This window comes from Fibrobacter succinogenes, assembly GCF_902779965.1.
In the GTDB taxonomy this organism is placed as follows: Bacteria; Fibrobacterota; Fibrobacteria; order Fibrobacterales; family Fibrobacteraceae; genus Fibrobacter; species Fibrobacter succinogenes_F.
The window spans coordinates 12,404-29,274 of the sequence record NZ_CACZDK010000009.1 but is presented as its reverse complement, the minus strand read 5'-3'; the positions used below and the strand labels follow the sequence as shown (position 1 = coordinate 29,274).

Here is a 16,871-nt window from a genome sequence, read left to right as displayed (position 1 = left end):
GTTTACTGCATACTGTCTACTAACCACTTCCTACTACAATGCTGTCATAACGTAAAGAGCAATGGTTTTTACATCATTGTTCTTTTCTTGCATTACGCCGACGCCGAAGTCAATGCGGATGTGCGTGCCGCCGAATGTCAGTTCGAACTTCGGAATAATGTCTAGCATAAAGTCGTCGCGGAGATTTCCTATACTTGCCGACGTGTTGATTTCAAGGAAAATGCGGAACATTTGTCCGAAAACAAGTGTCGGAATCATGGCGCCAGAAAACTTGACGTAACCTTCTTCGCCGTTATACATTGTTGCTCCGTCGAGGAATCCCGCGCGGAGTTCGTAATAGTTGGCGAAGCATTTTGCAATGAACTGTTGTGTTCCGATGGTGAATACGATTGCGCTTGCGCTGATGTCGCTCAAGTCCAGGTAGCCATCGAAGGCGAGGAAAGAACTTGGCTTGTAGCGGTAACGAACGCCAAGGTCAAGGGCTGTCCTAGTTTCGTTTAATTGGTTGTATGTGTTGATATCGAGTTTTGCGCCGACATCGAATTGCTTGTTCAGTCGGGTTGTAAAGTTGATGGGGAAGAGGACGTTCGAGTTGAAGGGACTGCGGATGCCGATACCGAGACCGATCTTTGGGGATGGACGGCTTTCGGGGCCGAAGGTGTACCTCATGTCCCACATGTGGTCGAGTGCAAAAGCGTTGGTCGCTAAAAAGACAAATAGTAGGCAAAGAATGTGCTTCATGATTATCAAAGTTAGATAAATCCTCTGGTAAAAGCTAAATTTACACGCGTTAAAATGGAGGTATTTGTGGTCGATCCGCGTCCAGAACTTTCTAAACTTTCCGATTATGTCCCTGGCAAGTCCATCGACGAAATTCGTGAACGTTATGGTCTTAAGAATGTTGTAAAGCTTGCGTCTAACGAGAACCCGCTTGGCGCTTCTCCGAAGGCGGTGGAAGCGTTCCATGAAATTGCGAATTCCTTGCACTTGTACCCGCGTGGCGATGCTCCGAAGTTGATTGACGATATTGCAAAAAAATTTGGTGTGAACAAAAACCAGATTGTCATTGGCAACGGTTCTGATGAAATCATCGACATGGTGGGTAAGGCATTTATCCGCCAGGGTGATAATTGCGTGGGTGTGACGCCGACGTTCTCGGTCTACAAGTTTACGACGCTTTCGAACGGCGCTGATTTTATTGGTGTGGGCGAGGGTGAAGAACGTGCAAGCCTTGATAAGCTTGCTGCGGCTATCAACGAAAAGACTCGCGTGGTGTTCATTTGTAACCCGAACAATCCGACCGGTCACTATTACACCGAAACTGAAATTCGTGCGTTCCTCGCTAAAGTGCCGAAGAACGTTCTCGTGTTCTTGGACGAGGCTTATGCGGAATTTGCAACGGCTCCGGATTTCCCGAAGCTTGCGTCTGCATTGGACGAGTTCCCGAACTTGTTCATCAACCGCACCTTCAGTAAGATTTATGGATTGGCTGGACTCCGCGTGGGTTATGCGATTGCGAATGCTGAAGTTGTGCGCCACATGTGGAAAATCAAGCCGCCGTTTGACGTGAACCAGGCTGCCCAGGTGGCGGCGATTGCCGCTTTTGCTGATACGGACCACGTTGAAGCAACGCGCAAGAACAACGCTATTGGGTTTGAATACTTGAACCGCGAATTTACGGCTCTTGGTTTCAAGGTGCTCCCGACGCAGGCGAACTTTATTTGCGTTCACATTGGCGATAAGGCCAAGGAACTTGTTTCGTTCTTGGAACAGAACGGGATGATTGTCCGCGGGCTTACGAGCTTTGGCATGCCGGAACACATCCGTATTACAGTAGGCAAGCCCGAAGAAAATGAACTGCTTGTTTCGCTTGTTAAAAAGTGGGTCGGCTAGGAGATCGCATGTTCGAAACGGAAAATCGAATTGCAAGGGATGAAGTTGCTCCTGAAAATCTGGAACTCTTGAAGATTGCTCTCAAAACGGCGGAACTTGCCGAAGAAAACATCCTCAAGTACTACCAGAACAACGTAGGCGTTGAATGGAAAGCAGACAAGACTCCGGTGACAATTGCAGACAAGGGTACCGAAGAACTTGCGCGCAAATTCTGGGCCAAGGAAACGCCCGGCTTTGGCGTCATTGGTGAAGAATTTGGCATTGAAAGTCCTGATGCGGAATTCCAGTGGGTGATTGACCCGATTGACGGTACGAAGTCGTTTATTCATGGTGTGCCGTTGTTCGGAACGCTGATTGCGCTTTACCACAAGAACGTTCCGATTGCAAGCGTGATTCGTTTGCCGGCGATGAAGAGCGCCGTGTGGGCGGTCAACGGAGGCGGTGCATTCTTGGATGGTCGCGAAGCCCACGCTTCGAAGGTGTCGCAGTTGAGCGATGCGCTTGTGCTTTCGGGAACTGTTAACACGATGGAAGACAAGGGCTTTGGTGAAGGCTTTACGAAGCTCCGTCGTAGCGCTCGCTTGCATCGCGGCTGGGGCGATTGCTATGGGTATTATCTTGTAGCGGCTGGCCGTGCCGAAATCATGGTGGATCCGATCGTATCGCTTTGGGATATCGCACCGTTCCCGCTTTTGATGAAAGAAGCGGGTGGCAAGTTCAGCACGATAGATGGCAAGATGGAACTCTTTGATGCAAGTGGTAAGCCGACGGCGCCCATTTACGAAGGGTTCACGAGTATCGCATCGAATGGACTGTTGCACGTCGCTGCACTCGATTGCTTGAAGAAGTAAGATTTGTCGCATATAAAGTTGTTTTTGTAGATTGTATGAAAAGAATCCTTATAGGCTTGCTAGTTCTTTTTCTTTGCTGTAATGGCATGGGCAAAGAACCGGTCAAAGAAAGCTATTTGCCCTATGGAATGACTTTTCATGCTTCTTATGTGTATCCGACGACTGCGGAAATATCTCTGTTTGATATTCGTTCAGGGACTGAAGCGGACGCTTTCCATATAGGCAATTTATTTGATGTCTATTTTGGATTTGATCCGCTTCATGTTAGCATTGATCCAAATAAAGTTTCTGACGAGGCTCTATTTTCCTTGGGTGGAGCCTTAGTGGTGGGCTTGATTGTATGGGCGTTTGATGGATATTCTCCTTCAAATGAGGTTCTAGAAGTGTTGGGCTATATACTTCTAGGAGTCCCTGTATATGCCTGGTGCGGAAACCTTTATATCCCTTTAGTTCCTAAATCATGGTTGGGATTGACGGATCAAAGTCATATTATCACTCATGTTATTTATGAACGAGGATTTCATTTGCGCAGTTTTACATACGTGAATGATATTGGTTTGCGGTGGTCCCCAATGCGAACAGGTTATTTTGAAGCCGGCGTTCGTTTGGAGAAAAATTTTGCAGATGATTTTAAGTGCAAATTTTTCTTCCAGATAGGGGGCGCTGGAACAAGTAAATAGCTTATCTTTCTAAGATTAGTCCCTATAACCTAACTCTTAAACACTAAACTTTACTGGATCCTATCGGTCTCCCGGCTCGGTGGTTCGACAGGCTCACCAACCTTAATTCGGGGCTAAAGACATTAATGGCTTCGCATTTGAATAAGGCTCTCTCCAGAATGACATCACTAAGTTCTATCAACTGACTTTACTGGATCCTTCCACCTTCGGTGTCAGGATGACGTTTTGCTAGTAACTAGTATCTAGTAACTAGTAACTGCGGCGAAGCCGCAATTTACCACATCGTTGTATAGCTTACTGAATCAGGGACGAACGTGAATGTTATCGTCCCTTTTTTGGCGGTGTTGATGTAGGGAATGTTTAGCGAATCGAGGCGGTCGGTCACTTGTTTGTGCGGGTGGCGGAACCTGTTCTTGCGACCGCTTGGGATGATGGCGTACGTGGGGGCAACGGCGGTCAGGAACGGTAGACTGCTCGATGTTTTGGAACCGTGGTGTCCGAGTTTCAGCACGTCGCTTTTCAGATAAACGTCGGTTTTCATAATAGTTTTTTCTCCGGCGGTGGTTAGGTCTCCGGTGAGGATGGCTGAATGCCCAAGTCCCTTGAGTCGCAGCGTTATGCTTCCTTCGTTTGCTTCGGTGCAGACGTTTTCGACAGGGTGGAGCGTTCGAATTTCAAAGAAGTTTTCTTTCCAAAGGAGGCCGCGGTGTACGTCGCGAATCGGGATGTGGCGTTTGTTTGCTTCGCGGAGGACTTGTTGCCAGTCGGGTTTGCGTTCTTTTAGCGAACATTTGCTCGCCCATATTTCCTTGACGGGGAACATTTTTAATAGCGAAAGGGCGCCTCCGAAATGGTCCTTGTCGGGGTGCGTGATGATTAAAGCATCGAGTTCTCGCACGCCGATGTGGTGCAAAAAGGGAACGATGATGTCTTTGCCGGAATCTTGCCTGCTGTTGTCGCCGGCGTCCACGAGAAAATGCCTGCCGGATGGCGCCTTGACAAGATGGCTATCGCCTTGCCCAACATCGATGGTCGTAAGCGTCCACGACGGGTGCAGAACTTCGCGGTAGCTTTCGAATGAGAACAAAGCGGCGCCGGCTAACATGCATAAAAAAGCGTATTTGCGGGCGAGGTAATTCTTGCGGCAAATCGGCAAAAGTAAAATCAAGAATCCGAGCGCGAGCAATACCGGTGGCGAAAACGGCCCGACGGTCATCGAGGCGGCGGCGCTGTCCGAGAGTATGCGCGTGAGGAGCGAGGCGAGCCGCAAAAAGAATCGTGCGGCGGCGCAGAATGTGCCGCTGATAAAGTCAATGGGGGAGAGCTGCGCGAAAAGCCCCGCTTGCATGCCGAGCGAAATGGCGGGCACGATGATGATGTTTCCGAACCAGGCGAACGGCGAGAGTGTCTTGAAGTGATGAATCAAAAAAGGTGCCGTGGCGAGTGTGGCGCAGAGCGTAACGTACGTGGGGTCAATCGCGAATGCTTGGATTTTTTGCCAAAGCTTGTTGCGGCTAAGGCTTTCGGGTAAATATTTTGTCGGGTTGTGCGGCGTTCCGATGATGATGCCTGCGGTGGCTGCAAAAGAAAGCTGGAATCCTGGATTCCAGATGACGCTGGGTTCCGGCAAAATGATGAGGAGCAACGCGACGCCTAAGCTGTTGAGCGTGTTGGCCGGTTTTCCGAATAACGTTCCGATTTGCGGGATGGCAAACATCATGACGGCGCGACGAACGGCAGGCGAGCCGCCTGTTACGGGGACGTAAACCGCGAGGAGCGCCACGGCAATGAAAATGACGATTTTATGCGGAAGTCCTGTCGCTTTGAGGAATACCATGAGCATCCCAGCGAGCAAAACAACGTGAAAACCGCTGATGGCAAGCACATGCACAAGCCCCGAACGCTGAAAATCGCTTCGCAAAACCTCTGGAATGCCTGAGCGGTCGCCCGCCAAAAGCCCCATCAAGAGTCCTGTTTCGGCAGGATCGAGGAATTTTGCAAATCGCGCTTGCAAAAATTGTCGGAACTTGAAGAAACTCCTCTCGAAAGTCCTATCGCCAGGGTACGATACCCAGTGCTTGAATTTTCCGTAGGCGGCGAGATTCTGGGACTTTAACCAACCTTGCGTGTCGAATGCTCCAGGAACCGTTGGCGGTGTAACGGGGTACCAAGAAGCTTCGTAGCAAATGGAATCGCCGGGTTCAGGAAGGTTCGGCATGTCCCGCTTTTCGGTCAATCGCACTTTGTAGTGAATATCGCGAGTCTCTTCGAATGAATTTGCGGTATTTCTGATTTTTTCTTGCGAAACGTTGATGATAAATGCAGTTCCCTTGGGGCGCGGCAGGCGCATTTCGATTTTTCCACAGCCTAAATTGCTTATTTTCGCGTATTTACCGTCACAATCTCCCACGCCTTTTTCTGCGCATTCCCCCGCGTATTCCCGAGCGCCTTTTTCATTTCCCCAAAGTGTTCCAAAACTCGGAATCCCCTCATGGACGACAATTCCGACGGCCATTGAAATAAAAATCACCCATTGCAGGTGTCGCCGGAAAGAATGTGTGAGTAAAAACACCATTCCAAGTAGGAATATGGCGAAATTGGGCCTATCCAGAGAAGCCAAAGTGACGGTTAGAATGATCGCGCTCACAAGGGCTGGTTTCCCGTCTAGAGGTGCAATTAGCTCATGAAATGCTTTAAATATTTTTTCTTTGATATTTTTATTCATTTTCTTATTTCTTTTGTATTTTAAATGAGTCTGTATTTTATACACGCTTTAGAGGAGTTTTTGGATTAGGAGTTTATGAAAAAGTTTTGTAAAAAAGAGTTGTTGTGGGCTTTTCTTTGCATTTTTTGTGCAAGTTTTTTTACTTCATGCTCAGAATCTGTTGATGCTGATGGTGGTTCAGTGCTTTCGCCTGATTCGAGTCGCCCGATAGCTCATAAACTTTATCCGAACGACATTGCCAAAAATGACTCTGCAGCGGTTAATCTGGCTCGGGGAATTGCGCTTGTGGTCCATCCGGGAGCGTCCTATACACTTTCTTTTGATATTGATTCGACTCAGCCGGCTCCAGAATTGCAGTTGTTCCGCACTTATGACTTGGCATATTCAAAAGATCTTGTAGGGTCTTCAAGGATTAGAACTTTATCGCCTACGGTTGTTGGGAACCGCTATGTATATTCTTTTACTTGCGAAGAAAATAAAATGTCGATTTGGCTTACTTCGCTTGGCGTGGACGGAGAGTATTACAAGGGCAAAGTAAACAACATCAGATTTCAGGGATTCGGTTCTTATAGCGATCATATCTCGATTAATTTGATTGTCGTGGGTTCTATGGATAAAACGCTTGACGGCAAAAATATTGATGAGCTGGCGAGCGACATGCTAAAACTTTTTCGTGAAAAATATTACGGCATAACTATCGATACCCTTTATGTTCGCTATGCCCACAATCACCCAACTTTGGGCCCGTATTATCCGGGTGATCAACCGTGGGTGGCTGGTATCAGTTCTGAAGATATGTTTGTTAGTGAACTGGCTGGCTGGCCCGAAGAAGGACTTCGCAATGCGCTGAACATTGTTCTTGTCCATAGCATAAAAAATAAAGATGTCATGGGGTATTCTCGTATATTTTCGGGAATTTTAGGGGCCGGCAAACAGAGCTCAGTTGTGATTGGTGAGTATGTTAAAAGGGGTAATGGGTATGAGTTGCTTTCGTCGTATAATATTATTATAACTGCGCTTCACGAAACAGGACATTTCTTTGGACTTAGGCATACTTCGACCACAAAGCGTGACTTGGGACTGCTTGACGATGTTGAAGACGACGACGGCGTTATTGAAGATTTGTCGAATGTCGAGGACGGTTTGAAGGATACTCCGTTTTGTGATGTTTTTTCTAGTCCTAGAAATACCCTTTATAAGAGCAGCGAAGGAGCCGATGATTATGCTCTTGAATTGGACTTACATTCGTGCCCAGATAAATATAACATAATGTTTCCTGTGACGCTTGACAAAGTGGGCGTGATTTCTTTTTCAAAACAACAGATGGAAATTATACGTTCGTCGTTGATGATTTTCCCGCATTAAAAAATGAAAGCTTCTCAATTTTCTGAAAATGCGCAGTTGATTGCGTTTGTGTTGCAAAAGGGTTCCGAATGGGACCCGAATGTTATTGAACTCCTTGAAAAAACATGGGGTAAAATTCGCCATAAAGGGCGCCTCTTTGCGTTTGACAAGACGGATTATTACAAGCCCGAGATGGGTGACGACTTGTATCGCGGTGTGGTCTCGTTCGAGCGTGAAATCCCGCCGGAGACGATTGCCGAAGAAAAGGATCGCAGCAATGCGCTGGAACTCACGACGGCTTCGGCAGATGCGCCGGAACTTCGCCATGTGAATATTGACATTGGCTATATGGACATGGACAAGGTTGTGCTGCCGAGCTACAAACGTGGACCTTTCAAACTTTATGCGGGTAAGGGCGTTTGGCTCGATATGCTTTTGACGTATGCGAAGGGCGTTTTCCACCCGACGGCGTGGGCGTTTGACGATTTTATGCGGAACCCGTACCAGCACGACTTGCAGTTAATCCGCGAAAAGTTCAAGAAAGCTAGAAAAAACGGCTAATGGGGAATTTGGATCTTTGAATTCAGAATTCTAACTAGATTTACCTCTATTTGCAGTTATCTAGCAACTATTAACTAGTGACTAATAACTATATTGCATATTGATGAAAAAGAATTCCTTATTTCTGGGACTCTTGTCCCTTACGCTTTTGGCGTGCTATAGCCCTGATCCGTTTGTTGCGGAAACTACTGAAGTTTCCGAGTCCGACAAAATTTCTGCGATTGGGAAAATCTATCCCATAAATAAAGACCAGCAGGTTTGCAATCCATCGGTCTCGCAAGATACGGTGAACTATCCTGCTTCGATGCTGTGGTTGAATTTTGGTGGCACGTTGAATGTAAATGCCCCGGATAGTGTTTACACATTGCATCAGGCTGATGGGTTGGATCTACACGATCGTTTGACTGTTGTGGATACTGCAAATAATGTGAAGTGGTATTTTATGCGGTCCAAGGGCGAATGCGAATTCCAGGATCCGGAATGGAGTACTCATGCGAATTTCATTGTTGCCTTGCGTGGGTATGATATAGATGGTAGCACTGCTTGCCATAATAAGGATTTCGGGATTTTTGCTGTTCGCATGTCGGATAAGAAAAGGTTTTGGTTTTTCGAGAAAAATATTATTTCGGAAGCGACTCCGCATGTGTGGGTGAAACCTTCGGCAGAAACCGAAAAAGATGGTGACGCCTCTACCGTTGAGGGATTTTTTGGAACGAAAGAAGTGCGCTTAACCTATGTCGATGGAACGGAGAATCATCCTCTGGATATCGTGTTTATCGATTTTGCGAATGGCGGTAAAGAGAAGGCTATTAAGCTCAACAAACCTGTGGATCGTGGTGACTGGAGGATTGATAGTCCGCTCATCTCGCCGGATGGAAATTTTGTGGTTTACAACATGACGATGCAATCCGATGAAAAAACTTGGGAGGCTTATGTCCAGGAGCTTTCCAAGGATTCGAAGCCGGTAAAGATTGAACGCACAAAAGACATGATGTCAGAGCCGGCACAACCGCATTGGTTTGCGTTTAACGGGAGACTCTTTGTGTTGTGGACCGAGTTCCCGGCTGGTTCAAGGATGCAGAACAGAGTTAATTTGATGGAGGCTTCTGCTCAAGATGGTTCTGCAGGCCGCACGGTGATGCGTGAAATTCGATTAACGGCTGGGGCTCCGGCTGACCTCGCTGTGGAATGGGTGGGGGAAAATAAGGAGATTGCTCCGATTCCAATGATGGGTGGACGTTCTCCTGATGGAAAATTCCTGGCGACTGGTACTGACAACGCTTATTTGCTTAAGCTTCCGTGAGGTTCGACATGAAAAAGAATTTTTTGATTGAAGGTTGTTCTCTTGTCGCACTTGTTGCGGTTGCTTTTTATGCGGGCTTTAATTCTCCTGTGGCTCCAGCGACTCCGTGGGAGTCTATTGGCGGTTGCGGTGCCGGCGGTTCCGGAGGCGGTTCTGGCGATGGCATCAAGTGGATTGGCCAAGGCGTTTCGGGCGGATACCTTGAAGCGGAAGTCTTTACGAAATACAATGTTGGGCAAAACTTTTCGGCTCTTTCGGTGAATCCGCATTTTTCCATCAAGCCGACATGGGATACAAAGGTGGGTGTGACGGTTCCTTTCATGAGCCATCGTGGGGAAGTGCAGTATCGCAGCAACCAGAATCCGGCTGACCGTAGCACGGGCGGGCTTGGCGATATCTCGTTTGATTTTTCGAAGACGATAGGCAGTGGCGGTGCGGCATCGCTTTCGGCATCGCTCACGATCCCGACAGGGCAGTACGACATCAAGCGCGGTACGGATGCTGGAAAGGAAATCTTGCCGAGCAGTTTCCAGAAAGGGAGCGGGCTTTACTCGCTTACGCTTGGTTGGGACTACAGCCGCGATACGGACAAGGGAATTTGGCTCTATAGCTTGAGCTACACGCACCCGTTTGCGATGCACTTGTTCTCGGGCGAAAATGAATTTAACGACAGCTACTGGAGTAATCTCAATAAACATGGGGACCGTTTCAAGTACCGCTTCAAGCCGTATGGCGAGAATGACCTTGGTGCATTTACACCTCCCTCCATTGGCGGTTCTATCGCTTATGGTTATCGTGGACGTTCCGGTATCGTGCAATCGTTCGGTCTGAACTTCTCGATTCCGCTGGGTGTGGCATGGATTTCTTCTGAATCTGTTGGGAAATATGACCCGAGGCCGGACCCGGATCACCAGGCGTGGTCTATGTCGCTTGTTTATGGCTTGGAATTCTCGAATCCGGACTTCCCGGTGTTCCTCGCGTTCTCGCTCCCGATTCATGACAAGGCGGGTGGCGCAAACGCTCACAATGAATATGACGAATCTCCCATGAAAAAGTGGAACGCACCGGACTGGAGCGATATCGGCCAGCAGTGGACGATTGCTGTCGGCGTGAAGGGAAGTTTCTTTTAGTTAGTAGACAGTAGGAAGTAGTCGGTAGGAAGTTTTATAATCGCGGCCGCGCCGCCTGACTTATACTGTCTACTTCCTACTTCTAACTTCCTACTTCTCAGGGCTACGCCCTGGGGTGTGTTTTCTTGAATGCCTCGCGGAGGCGTTCGGCGTTCACGTGCGTGTAGATTTGCGTTGTCGAGATGTTCGAGTGCCCTAGCATTTCCTTGACACTCATGATTTCGGCGCCGTTTTCGAGCAGGTGCGTGGCGAAGCTGTGGCGCAGCACGTGCGGGCTCGCTTTGCCTTCCCAGCCGATTTCGCGCAACAAGTCATGAATGTCGCTTCGGAGTGTGCGTACATCGTAAGGCTTTCCGTTTTCGTTTAAGAATACGGGGCTCTTGATGCTTGGGGCGTGCCCCGCTTCGATTTCGGCAGCCCGAAATTGTTCCAACCAAGTAATTAGCGTGTCTGTGATGGGAACGATGCGTTCCTTATTGCCCTTACCGATAATGCGAACTAAACGTTCTTTTATTTGTAATTGATTCCAGCAGAGACTCTGGCATTCTGAAATGCGGAGCCCAGACCCGTAAATGAGTTCTAGCAAGAGCCGAGCGCGGATTTGCTTTAGCGTTGGATTTTCAGGCAACTCTGGGAATTTTTCTTCGGCGAGGTCTTTTTGCCCGAGGAACGATACGAGCCGCTTGGGGCGCTTGGGCATGGGGACTGCTTCGGCGGGATTCTTGTTGAGAATTTTGGAGCGAACGAGGTATTTTCCAAAGCTTTTGAGTGCGGCAAGATGTTCGCAGATGCTGGTCGGCGCCAGTTTCTGCTTGATTTTTAAATCCCACACAAAATTTTTAACGTTTGTTTCGGAAAATGTGTCTAGCGTCACATTGTTAGCAATATCACTTTGGCCGGAACGCCCATTACCAACAAGCATCGAATGGTATTTTTCTAGCGATTTTCGGTATGTTTCGACCGTTCTTTCGGAATACCTTCGCTGCGTTTGCAGGTATATCAAAAAATTTTGGATGTATTCGTTTAAAAGCATTTTTTTTTATTGTTTACGAAAGAAAAAATAATCTATCTTAGATGTCACCAAATGTCTTTTTTGAAAAAAAATATTTCTTTGCGGTTTTGTTTCCTTGCCTGTGCGCTTGTTTCGTCGGCTTATGCTGCCGATCGCGTGGTGGGTGCGAATGCAACTCTTGATATTCAGCCGGGTGCGCGTTCTGCGGCCTTGGGTTCAACGACTTTAGCGGTTGAAGGTGATTATCTGGGACTTGGCACGAATGCGTACCAGCTTACGCAGGCCAAGTATATGTGGGCGTCATTCTCGCATACGGCGTACTACGAAGATACCAAGTACGATTATGCATCGATGGTTATCCCGCTTCCGAAAAATCAAGGTATCGGAGTTTCGTTCTCTAGATTTGGTGCCGATGATATTCCCTACATTCGCGAAGGCGATCCGCTGCCGGAAGGTTCGGACTACAACACGCTTTCGATTGCGGACTGGGTATTCTCAGTAGCATGGGGCCGTCGCATTATTGACCGCTTGGACTTGGGACTTGCGTTTCATGTGCTTTACCGCGATATGGACCAAAGCGGTTGGGGCTTCCGTGGCGATGCCAGTGCGCGTTACCAAATCATGGATGATTTTTACGTTGCGGGTCTTTTGAAAGGTTGGACTTCATCAGCTGCATCTTGGGAATCAGGCGAGTTCGAATATTCGGCTCCTGAGTTTTACTTGGCTTTGAGCTATGGCTTGCCTGTGCAATACCTCTATGGCAAGTTCAATTTCTACTGGCAGAGTGCTGGACTTTTCCATCGTGAAGCTAGGGATTTGGATTATGAGACCGATACTAACGGCAAGCGCATTTGGGAAAATCCATTGGACTGGTTGTCTGGCGGTCGTGGTGGTGTCGAATTTGCATTTGACTTTGGGCTCAAGTTGCGTGTAGGTCTCAGCAGCTTTACGACGTTTAAAAGTGTAACGGCGGGTGCTGGTCTTACGATTGCCAATTTCCTTGTCGTGGATTACGCGTTTGAATCGCATCCGGTGTTCTCTCCGGTGCATCGCGTGAGCGTAAGCTTTAGCCCGTACCTCTTTGGGCATAAACCGAGGGAAGAGGGCCATTTGAGCAAGACTGCTGCCGCAAAGAAACTTGTGACAGAAGATGAATTGCCTGCTGAAAATCTTGTGGAAGAAACAGTTCTGGAATCGGTTGTGGAACCTGTTGTTCCGGTTTCTGCTCCTGTGGATTCTGTGGCTAAAGCGACTTCGACAGCGCCTGCGGATTCTGTAGCGCCAGCGGATACGGTCGCACCTGTGGTTTCTCCGGTGAACTCTGAAGCGAAGGCGCCGGCTTCGACTCCTGTAACGCCTACGGCACCTCAAGCGCCTGTTCAGGTACCTGTTGCCCCAGCACCTACCACTCCGATTATTGAAACGGACGATGAAATATTGGAATAACGCAAGGAAGTAGATATGGCTGATCCAAAAAAAGTCGGAATATTCATTTTGCTTCCGGCTCCACTCAATCCGATTGGAGCTTTCGATGCCGAACTTTTCAAGGCTAATTTCCATTCTGTAATAAGTTCGAGTTCCAAAGCCAAGTTTGTTGCTGTGGATTTATCGGGCATTGATTTTGTTTATAGCGATGCATACAACGCCTTTATGCAGTTCCATCAGGAACTCTTGAAAAGAAAGGGTACGTTTGCGGTTATTGCAAACAAGGAATCCCTTGCGAAGAGTCTCAAAAAAGTGGGGCTCGAACGCTTTATTCGAATCTTCAAGAATGAAGCTGAAATGGCCGATTACACACCTGTCGATATTTCGAAGGTCAAGATCCCGACTGTACCGGCTGTGCGACCAGTGAAAAAGGTGCCGATGGTAAGGAAGAAGGTGGCTTCGTCTGCTTCTCCTATAGCGTCTGTGCCTAAACCAAAATATAAAACGGCAACTCCGCCTACTACGCCGCAGTTGGTCGAATCGAGACTCTTGGAAGTTGAATCAAGGCTTCTGGAGGTTGAATCGAGACTTTTGGACAAGAATCCGTTAGTGGATGAAACTCCGTCCTCGAAGACTCCTATCGTTATTATAATCGTGCTGTTGCTCATCGCTGCCGCTGTTGTTTCTTATTTTGTTTTGAAGTAATGGCTGTAGAATTTTCAGAGTATCAAGGGAAAAAAAGAAAAAAGCGGGCTCGTCGTAAATTCCCGTTGATAAGGATTGTTTTAGTTTTCTCCCTGATTGTTGTAGCCTATACGAATGGCTGGTTCCACAAGTTGGTGGATAAGCTTCCGCTACCCGGAAATGAAGAAATCCCTGCTCCGGTCGTTGAAGAATGGATTGCCGGTTGTACATCGTATGATGGCACTCCGTTTGAACTCAAGAAAGGCTATGCGCAGTGCTCGTGGATTGTGAACGATTCTTTGGAACTTCCGAATGCTTTTTTGCGCTATGTCAGGAATTTGGCTAGCGATGGGGCGAAAATCCATTGGGTGGCATCCAAGAGAGATTTTGGCGATGCGCTCCTTGTCATGCTTGAAGATTCGACCCGTCACGTTTTTTTACATATGAAACGTGAAGATTCTTCGAAGGTCTGGATTTCGAGCAAGACCGGTTGCCTTTTCCCCGGGCCATGCCCGCATGTTCCGCTGGGGTGGTCGGCTCTTGCGATTGTCGATAACTTTGACTTTGAAGGCCTGGAACAGTTGCTTTCGGCGGATTTGTTTAAGGGGCTTGGCGAAGCTCCGATTTACCCGGTTTTGCCGGGAATTGTGCTTGAAGCGGGGCGCGATTCGCTAGGTATGTTTGTGGAATTTGACCACGGCAATGGAATTACTTCGCGTATGTTCGGTATAGGCTCCTGGAAGATGGCGCCTACCGTAGGTAAGACGCTTGGCATTAACGATGCTGTGGGGCGCCTTTCGCCGCAAGATAGCGCTTCTTTTTTCTTGACGGTCCGCCAAAATGGTTTGTTCGTGCGCTGGAAAGATTTTTACAAGGCGACGCATCCGGTAGATTCTGCTCAAATTGCTATATTCAAAAAGAATCTGCCTTTTTGAGTGAGTCTGTATGAAGCGTAAGTTCGCAGCATTTTTTCCGGTTTATTTGCTTTCTTTGTTGATGGCGTTTTTCGCTTCGTGCGCGCAGGATGGCGATGGCCCTCTCGATGTGATGCCGAATGGGGAAAACTTTGAAGGTAACGGGTTCTTTTTGGGCGCAACTCTTGATTCTGGAAAGACGCTTCACCTGATTTCGGATACGCTTTATGTGACGCTTTCGCAGATTTGGTCTTTCTCGAATTGCTCGCTCACGTCGATCGATTTGAACGAAAGCGTAAACGATTCGGTATTTGTGATTGCTCCGAAAATCGAGATCAAGGTGAATACGGATGATTGCCCGGCTCCCATGTACCGCCCGGATACGACTTTCAAGATGGTGCTGAAGGATTTGCCTTCGCAGGTGACGAATGTGATTGTCAAGAACGATGTGGATTCCTTGCTGGATTCCATCATGCTCCGCCGTGGAAAACTGGAACGCGATACGTTCAGTATCTTTATCGATTCCGCTTTTGCTGTGCATGATTCGCTTCCGTTACGTACAAAAGAATCTCCCTCGATTTTGCGAGTGCTTGATTCCATTACGCCGCAAAAATTTTTCTGGCGGACTCTCCGTGCAAATTGCACCATGCGCGTCGATATGTGCGGTGACGTTGTTGCCGATACTGTTTATCCTGCGAGTTGGAACGTAAACGACACAGCGCTTGTGCCGGTGCGTTACGCCTGTGCTTCTGCGGATTCCGTTTACTGCTTGAATACCAAGTGGGAATATGATTCGACTGCGCTTGGAAAAGTAAATGAACGATTGGATACGATTTGGCACATGAGCACATATTATGTCGAGAACATTCCTTCGTGCGCTATGATGAATAATTTTGCATATGGCGGTTTTGCTTATAACAGCAAGGCTACCTTTGTGCGAGAACTCTTTGTGCCAAGCGAAGGCGAACGTTCTTGCGGCCCTTCGACAAAGAAAGATTGGATTGCCTATCGCTTAGAGAGTAATAACATCTTGACGGAAAGCGATGACGGCGAAAACAAAACGCAAATAGATAGTTTGTACAAAGTCTGGAAGTCGGCGACGGTTGCTCCTGATACGCTTCGCGCCGATTCGACGGAGTCGAAATGATTGAATATACCTTTGCTGCTGAAATTCCCGAAGAAGACAAACCTATAATTCTTGAAAGCAAAATCTATAAGCAGTGGCTTGAAGCTTCTGAGAAAAAATTCAAAATCACGAAAGTTCATTTTGCTTCGGTCGATTACTTTAACAAAAAGCATGAGCCGTTGTTTATCAAGTTGAACGCGACGGCGTTTTTGCCGGATGGTAAGCCGGTGCACGGGATTGTGCTTGTACGTGGCCATGCCGTGGGCGTGCTCGTTGTGCTCCATTGCGAGGGCAAACGCTATTTGCTCTTGGTGCGCCAACCGCGATTTGCCATTTCAGAAACTGCATCGCTCGAAATCCCGGCGGGAATTCTCGACTGGTCGGGCGACTTCCGCAAGGTGGCTCTTTCGGAACTGGAAGAAGAAGCGCAAATCAAGGCGAAGGATTCAGAACTTATCGACTTGATGGACTTTTGGTACAAGGGCGCAAGCGATGGCTTTGCCGGAAGCTGCGGGCTTTTGGACGAGCGCATTCGACTTTATGCCATCGAACGCCATGTGACGCGTGCTGAACTTGAAGCGATGGATGGCAAGAACCAGACTTACACCGATGAGAACGAATGGATCCGTACGGAAGTGTTGCCTTACGAAGAAGCCGCGCATCAGTTCATTGATGGAAAGAATTTTATCGCGCTGTTCCTGTACGAACGCTGGTTGGCATCCAAAAAATAAAAGCGGTTCGAAACAGTATCACAGTCATCCTCGCTTCGCGAGGAACCATACATATTTCGCAAATAGTATGGATCCTCTTCGAGGAAGACGCATTAGCCACTAATCACGGCATACTAAAAAATCAAATTATTAATCGTAAGGCCGGCGAAGAAAATAATCAAATAGCCGTACCAAAGTCCCGTCGGGACGTAGTTCAGGATGCGCTTGTACTTTTGAGGTTCATCCTTATTTTTATCCTTGATGCGGATAATGTTTTTCTTGAGATAAAAACCGCAGAGCGCAAGCCCGCCGATGCTGATAAGAATGAGAAGTACGTATGCCATGGTTTAAATATAGTAATTAGAACTTTGAACTTTGAGTTTAGAACTTAGAGAAGGTTTTATTTTTGAGTGCTTTGGACCATAGTTCGTGTTCTTCTCGCTTTTTCCAAAGCTCATTGTGGCGGTTTACAAAAGTGATGTAGAACAACCCTTAGTGCAATTTGGTTTGACG

At 47.7% G+C, this 16,871-nt stretch carries 16 protein-coding genes; 12 read left to right on the top strand and 4 right to left on the bottom strand.

The genetic code is table 11. The features are described from left to right. Positions 1–33: 33 nt before the first annotated feature. Positions 34–741 carry a hypothetical protein gene (locus HUF13_RS06180; RefSeq protein WP_173474311.1) on the bottom strand — a complete coding sequence of 236 codons (708 nt, stop codon included), beginning with the start codon at positions 739–741 and terminating at the stop codon, positions 34–36. A 54-nt stretch (positions 742–795) separates the two neighbouring features. On the opposite strand from HUF13_RS06180, the gene hisC reads away from it, so the two are divergent. From hisC to HUF13_RS06165, 3 genes are read left to right on the top strand one after another with little or no spacing between them, the layout of a single operon-like run. Further along, the gene (hisC, locus tag HUF13_RS06175; RefSeq protein WP_304038878.1) at positions 796–1,893 is read left to right on the top strand and encodes a histidinol-phosphate transaminase; all 1,098 of its coding nucleotides are present in this window, start codon (positions 796–798) and stop codon (positions 1,891–1,893) included. Positions 1,894–1,901: 8 nt separating this feature from the next. Next, positions 1,902–2,744, top strand: coding sequence for a histidinol-phosphatase (hisN, locus tag HUF13_RS06170; protein WP_173474310.1), 843 nt, complete (start codon positions 1,902–1,904; stop codon positions 2,742–2,744). A 35-nt stretch (positions 2,745–2,779) separates the two neighbouring features. Continuing rightward, a complete protein-coding gene (locus tag HUF13_RS06165; RefSeq protein ID WP_173474309.1) occupies positions 2,780–3,424 on the top strand; it encodes a hypothetical protein in 645 nt (214 codons plus the stop codon). Positions 3,425–3,698: 274 nt separating this feature from the next. On the opposite strand, the gene HUF13_RS06160 is transcribed toward HUF13_RS06165, so the two are convergent. Beyond that, entirely contained in the window at positions 3,699–5,954 is a 2,256-nt protein-coding gene (locus HUF13_RS06160) for a DNA internalization-related competence protein ComEC/Rec2 (protein WP_304038876.1), read from the bottom strand. Positions 5,955–6,224: 270 nt separating this feature from the next. Here HUF13_RS06160 and HUF13_RS06155 point away from each other — a divergent pair, with 270 nt between their 5' ends. The 4 genes from HUF13_RS06155 (at position 6,225) to HUF13_RS06140 (ending at position 10,487) form a co-directional block, all read left to right on the top strand. Continuing rightward, positions 6,225–7,514, top strand: coding sequence for a hypothetical protein (locus tag HUF13_RS06155; protein WP_173474307.1), 1,290 nt, complete (start codon positions 6,225–6,227; stop codon positions 7,512–7,514). A gap of 3 nt (positions 7,515–7,517) precedes the next feature. After that, positions 7,518–8,054 carry a DUF4416 family protein gene (locus HUF13_RS06150; RefSeq protein WP_173474306.1) on the top strand — a complete coding sequence of 179 codons (537 nt, stop codon included), beginning with the start codon at positions 7,518–7,520 and terminating at the stop codon, positions 8,052–8,054. 103 nt (positions 8,055–8,157) lie between these two features. After that, positions 8,158–9,357: a hypothetical protein gene (locus HUF13_RS06145; RefSeq protein WP_304038874.1), complete on the top strand. Its 1,200-nt coding sequence runs from the start codon at positions 8,158–8,160 to the stop codon at positions 9,355–9,357. An 8-nt stretch (positions 9,358–9,365) separates the two neighbouring features. Next, entirely contained in the window at positions 9,366–10,487 is a 1,122-nt protein-coding gene (locus HUF13_RS06140) for a hypothetical protein (RefSeq protein WP_173474304.1), read from the top strand. A gap of 103 nt (positions 10,488–10,590) precedes the next feature. Here HUF13_RS06140 and HUF13_RS06135 read toward each other — a convergent pair whose 3' ends face one another. Next, positions 10,591–11,520, bottom strand: coding sequence for a tyrosine-type recombinase/integrase (locus HUF13_RS06135; protein ID WP_173474303.1), 930 nt, complete (start codon positions 11,518–11,520; stop codon positions 10,591–10,593). Positions 11,521–11,571: 51 nt separating this feature from the next. Between HUF13_RS06135 and HUF13_RS06130 the strand changes: the two genes are divergently transcribed. From HUF13_RS06130 to HUF13_RS06110, 5 genes are read left to right on the top strand one after another with little or no spacing between them, the layout of a single operon-like run. Beyond that, positions 11,572–12,945: a hypothetical protein gene (locus tag HUF13_RS06130; protein ID WP_173474302.1), complete on the top strand. Its 1,374-nt coding sequence runs from the start codon at positions 11,572–11,574 to the stop codon at positions 12,943–12,945. Between the two features lie 15 nt (positions 12,946–12,960). Further along, the gene (locus tag HUF13_RS06125) at positions 12,961–13,629 is read left to right on the top strand and encodes an STAS domain-containing protein (RefSeq protein WP_173474301.1); all 669 of its coding nucleotides are present in this window, start codon (positions 12,961–12,963) and stop codon (positions 13,627–13,629) included. Then, positions 13,629–14,543, top strand: a complete 915-nt coding sequence (locus tag HUF13_RS06120) for a peptidase M23 (RefSeq protein WP_173474300.1) — start codon at positions 13,629–13,631, stop codon at positions 14,541–14,543. Before HUF13_RS06125 ends, HUF13_RS06120 begins: the two co-directional genes overlap by 1 nt. Before the next feature lie 10 nt (positions 14,544–14,553). Continuing rightward, positions 14,554–15,669 carry a hypothetical protein gene (locus HUF13_RS06115; RefSeq protein WP_173474299.1) on the top strand — a complete coding sequence of 372 codons (1,116 nt, stop codon included), beginning with the start codon at positions 14,554–14,556 and terminating at the stop codon, positions 15,667–15,669. Next, complete coding sequence (locus tag HUF13_RS06110; RefSeq protein ID WP_173474298.1) at positions 15,666–16,379, top strand: NUDIX domain-containing protein; 714 nt, start codon at positions 15,666–15,668, stop codon at positions 16,377–16,379. Before HUF13_RS06115 ends, HUF13_RS06110 begins: the two co-directional genes overlap by 4 nt. A gap of 113 nt (positions 16,380–16,492) precedes the next feature. On the opposite strand, the gene HUF13_RS06105 is transcribed toward HUF13_RS06110, so the two are convergent. Next, positions 16,493–16,702 (bottom strand): hypothetical protein, encoded by a 210-nt coding sequence (locus HUF13_RS06105; protein WP_173474297.1) that lies wholly within the window; start codon positions 16,700–16,702, stop codon positions 16,493–16,495. Positions 16,703–16,871 lie beyond the last annotated feature (169 nt).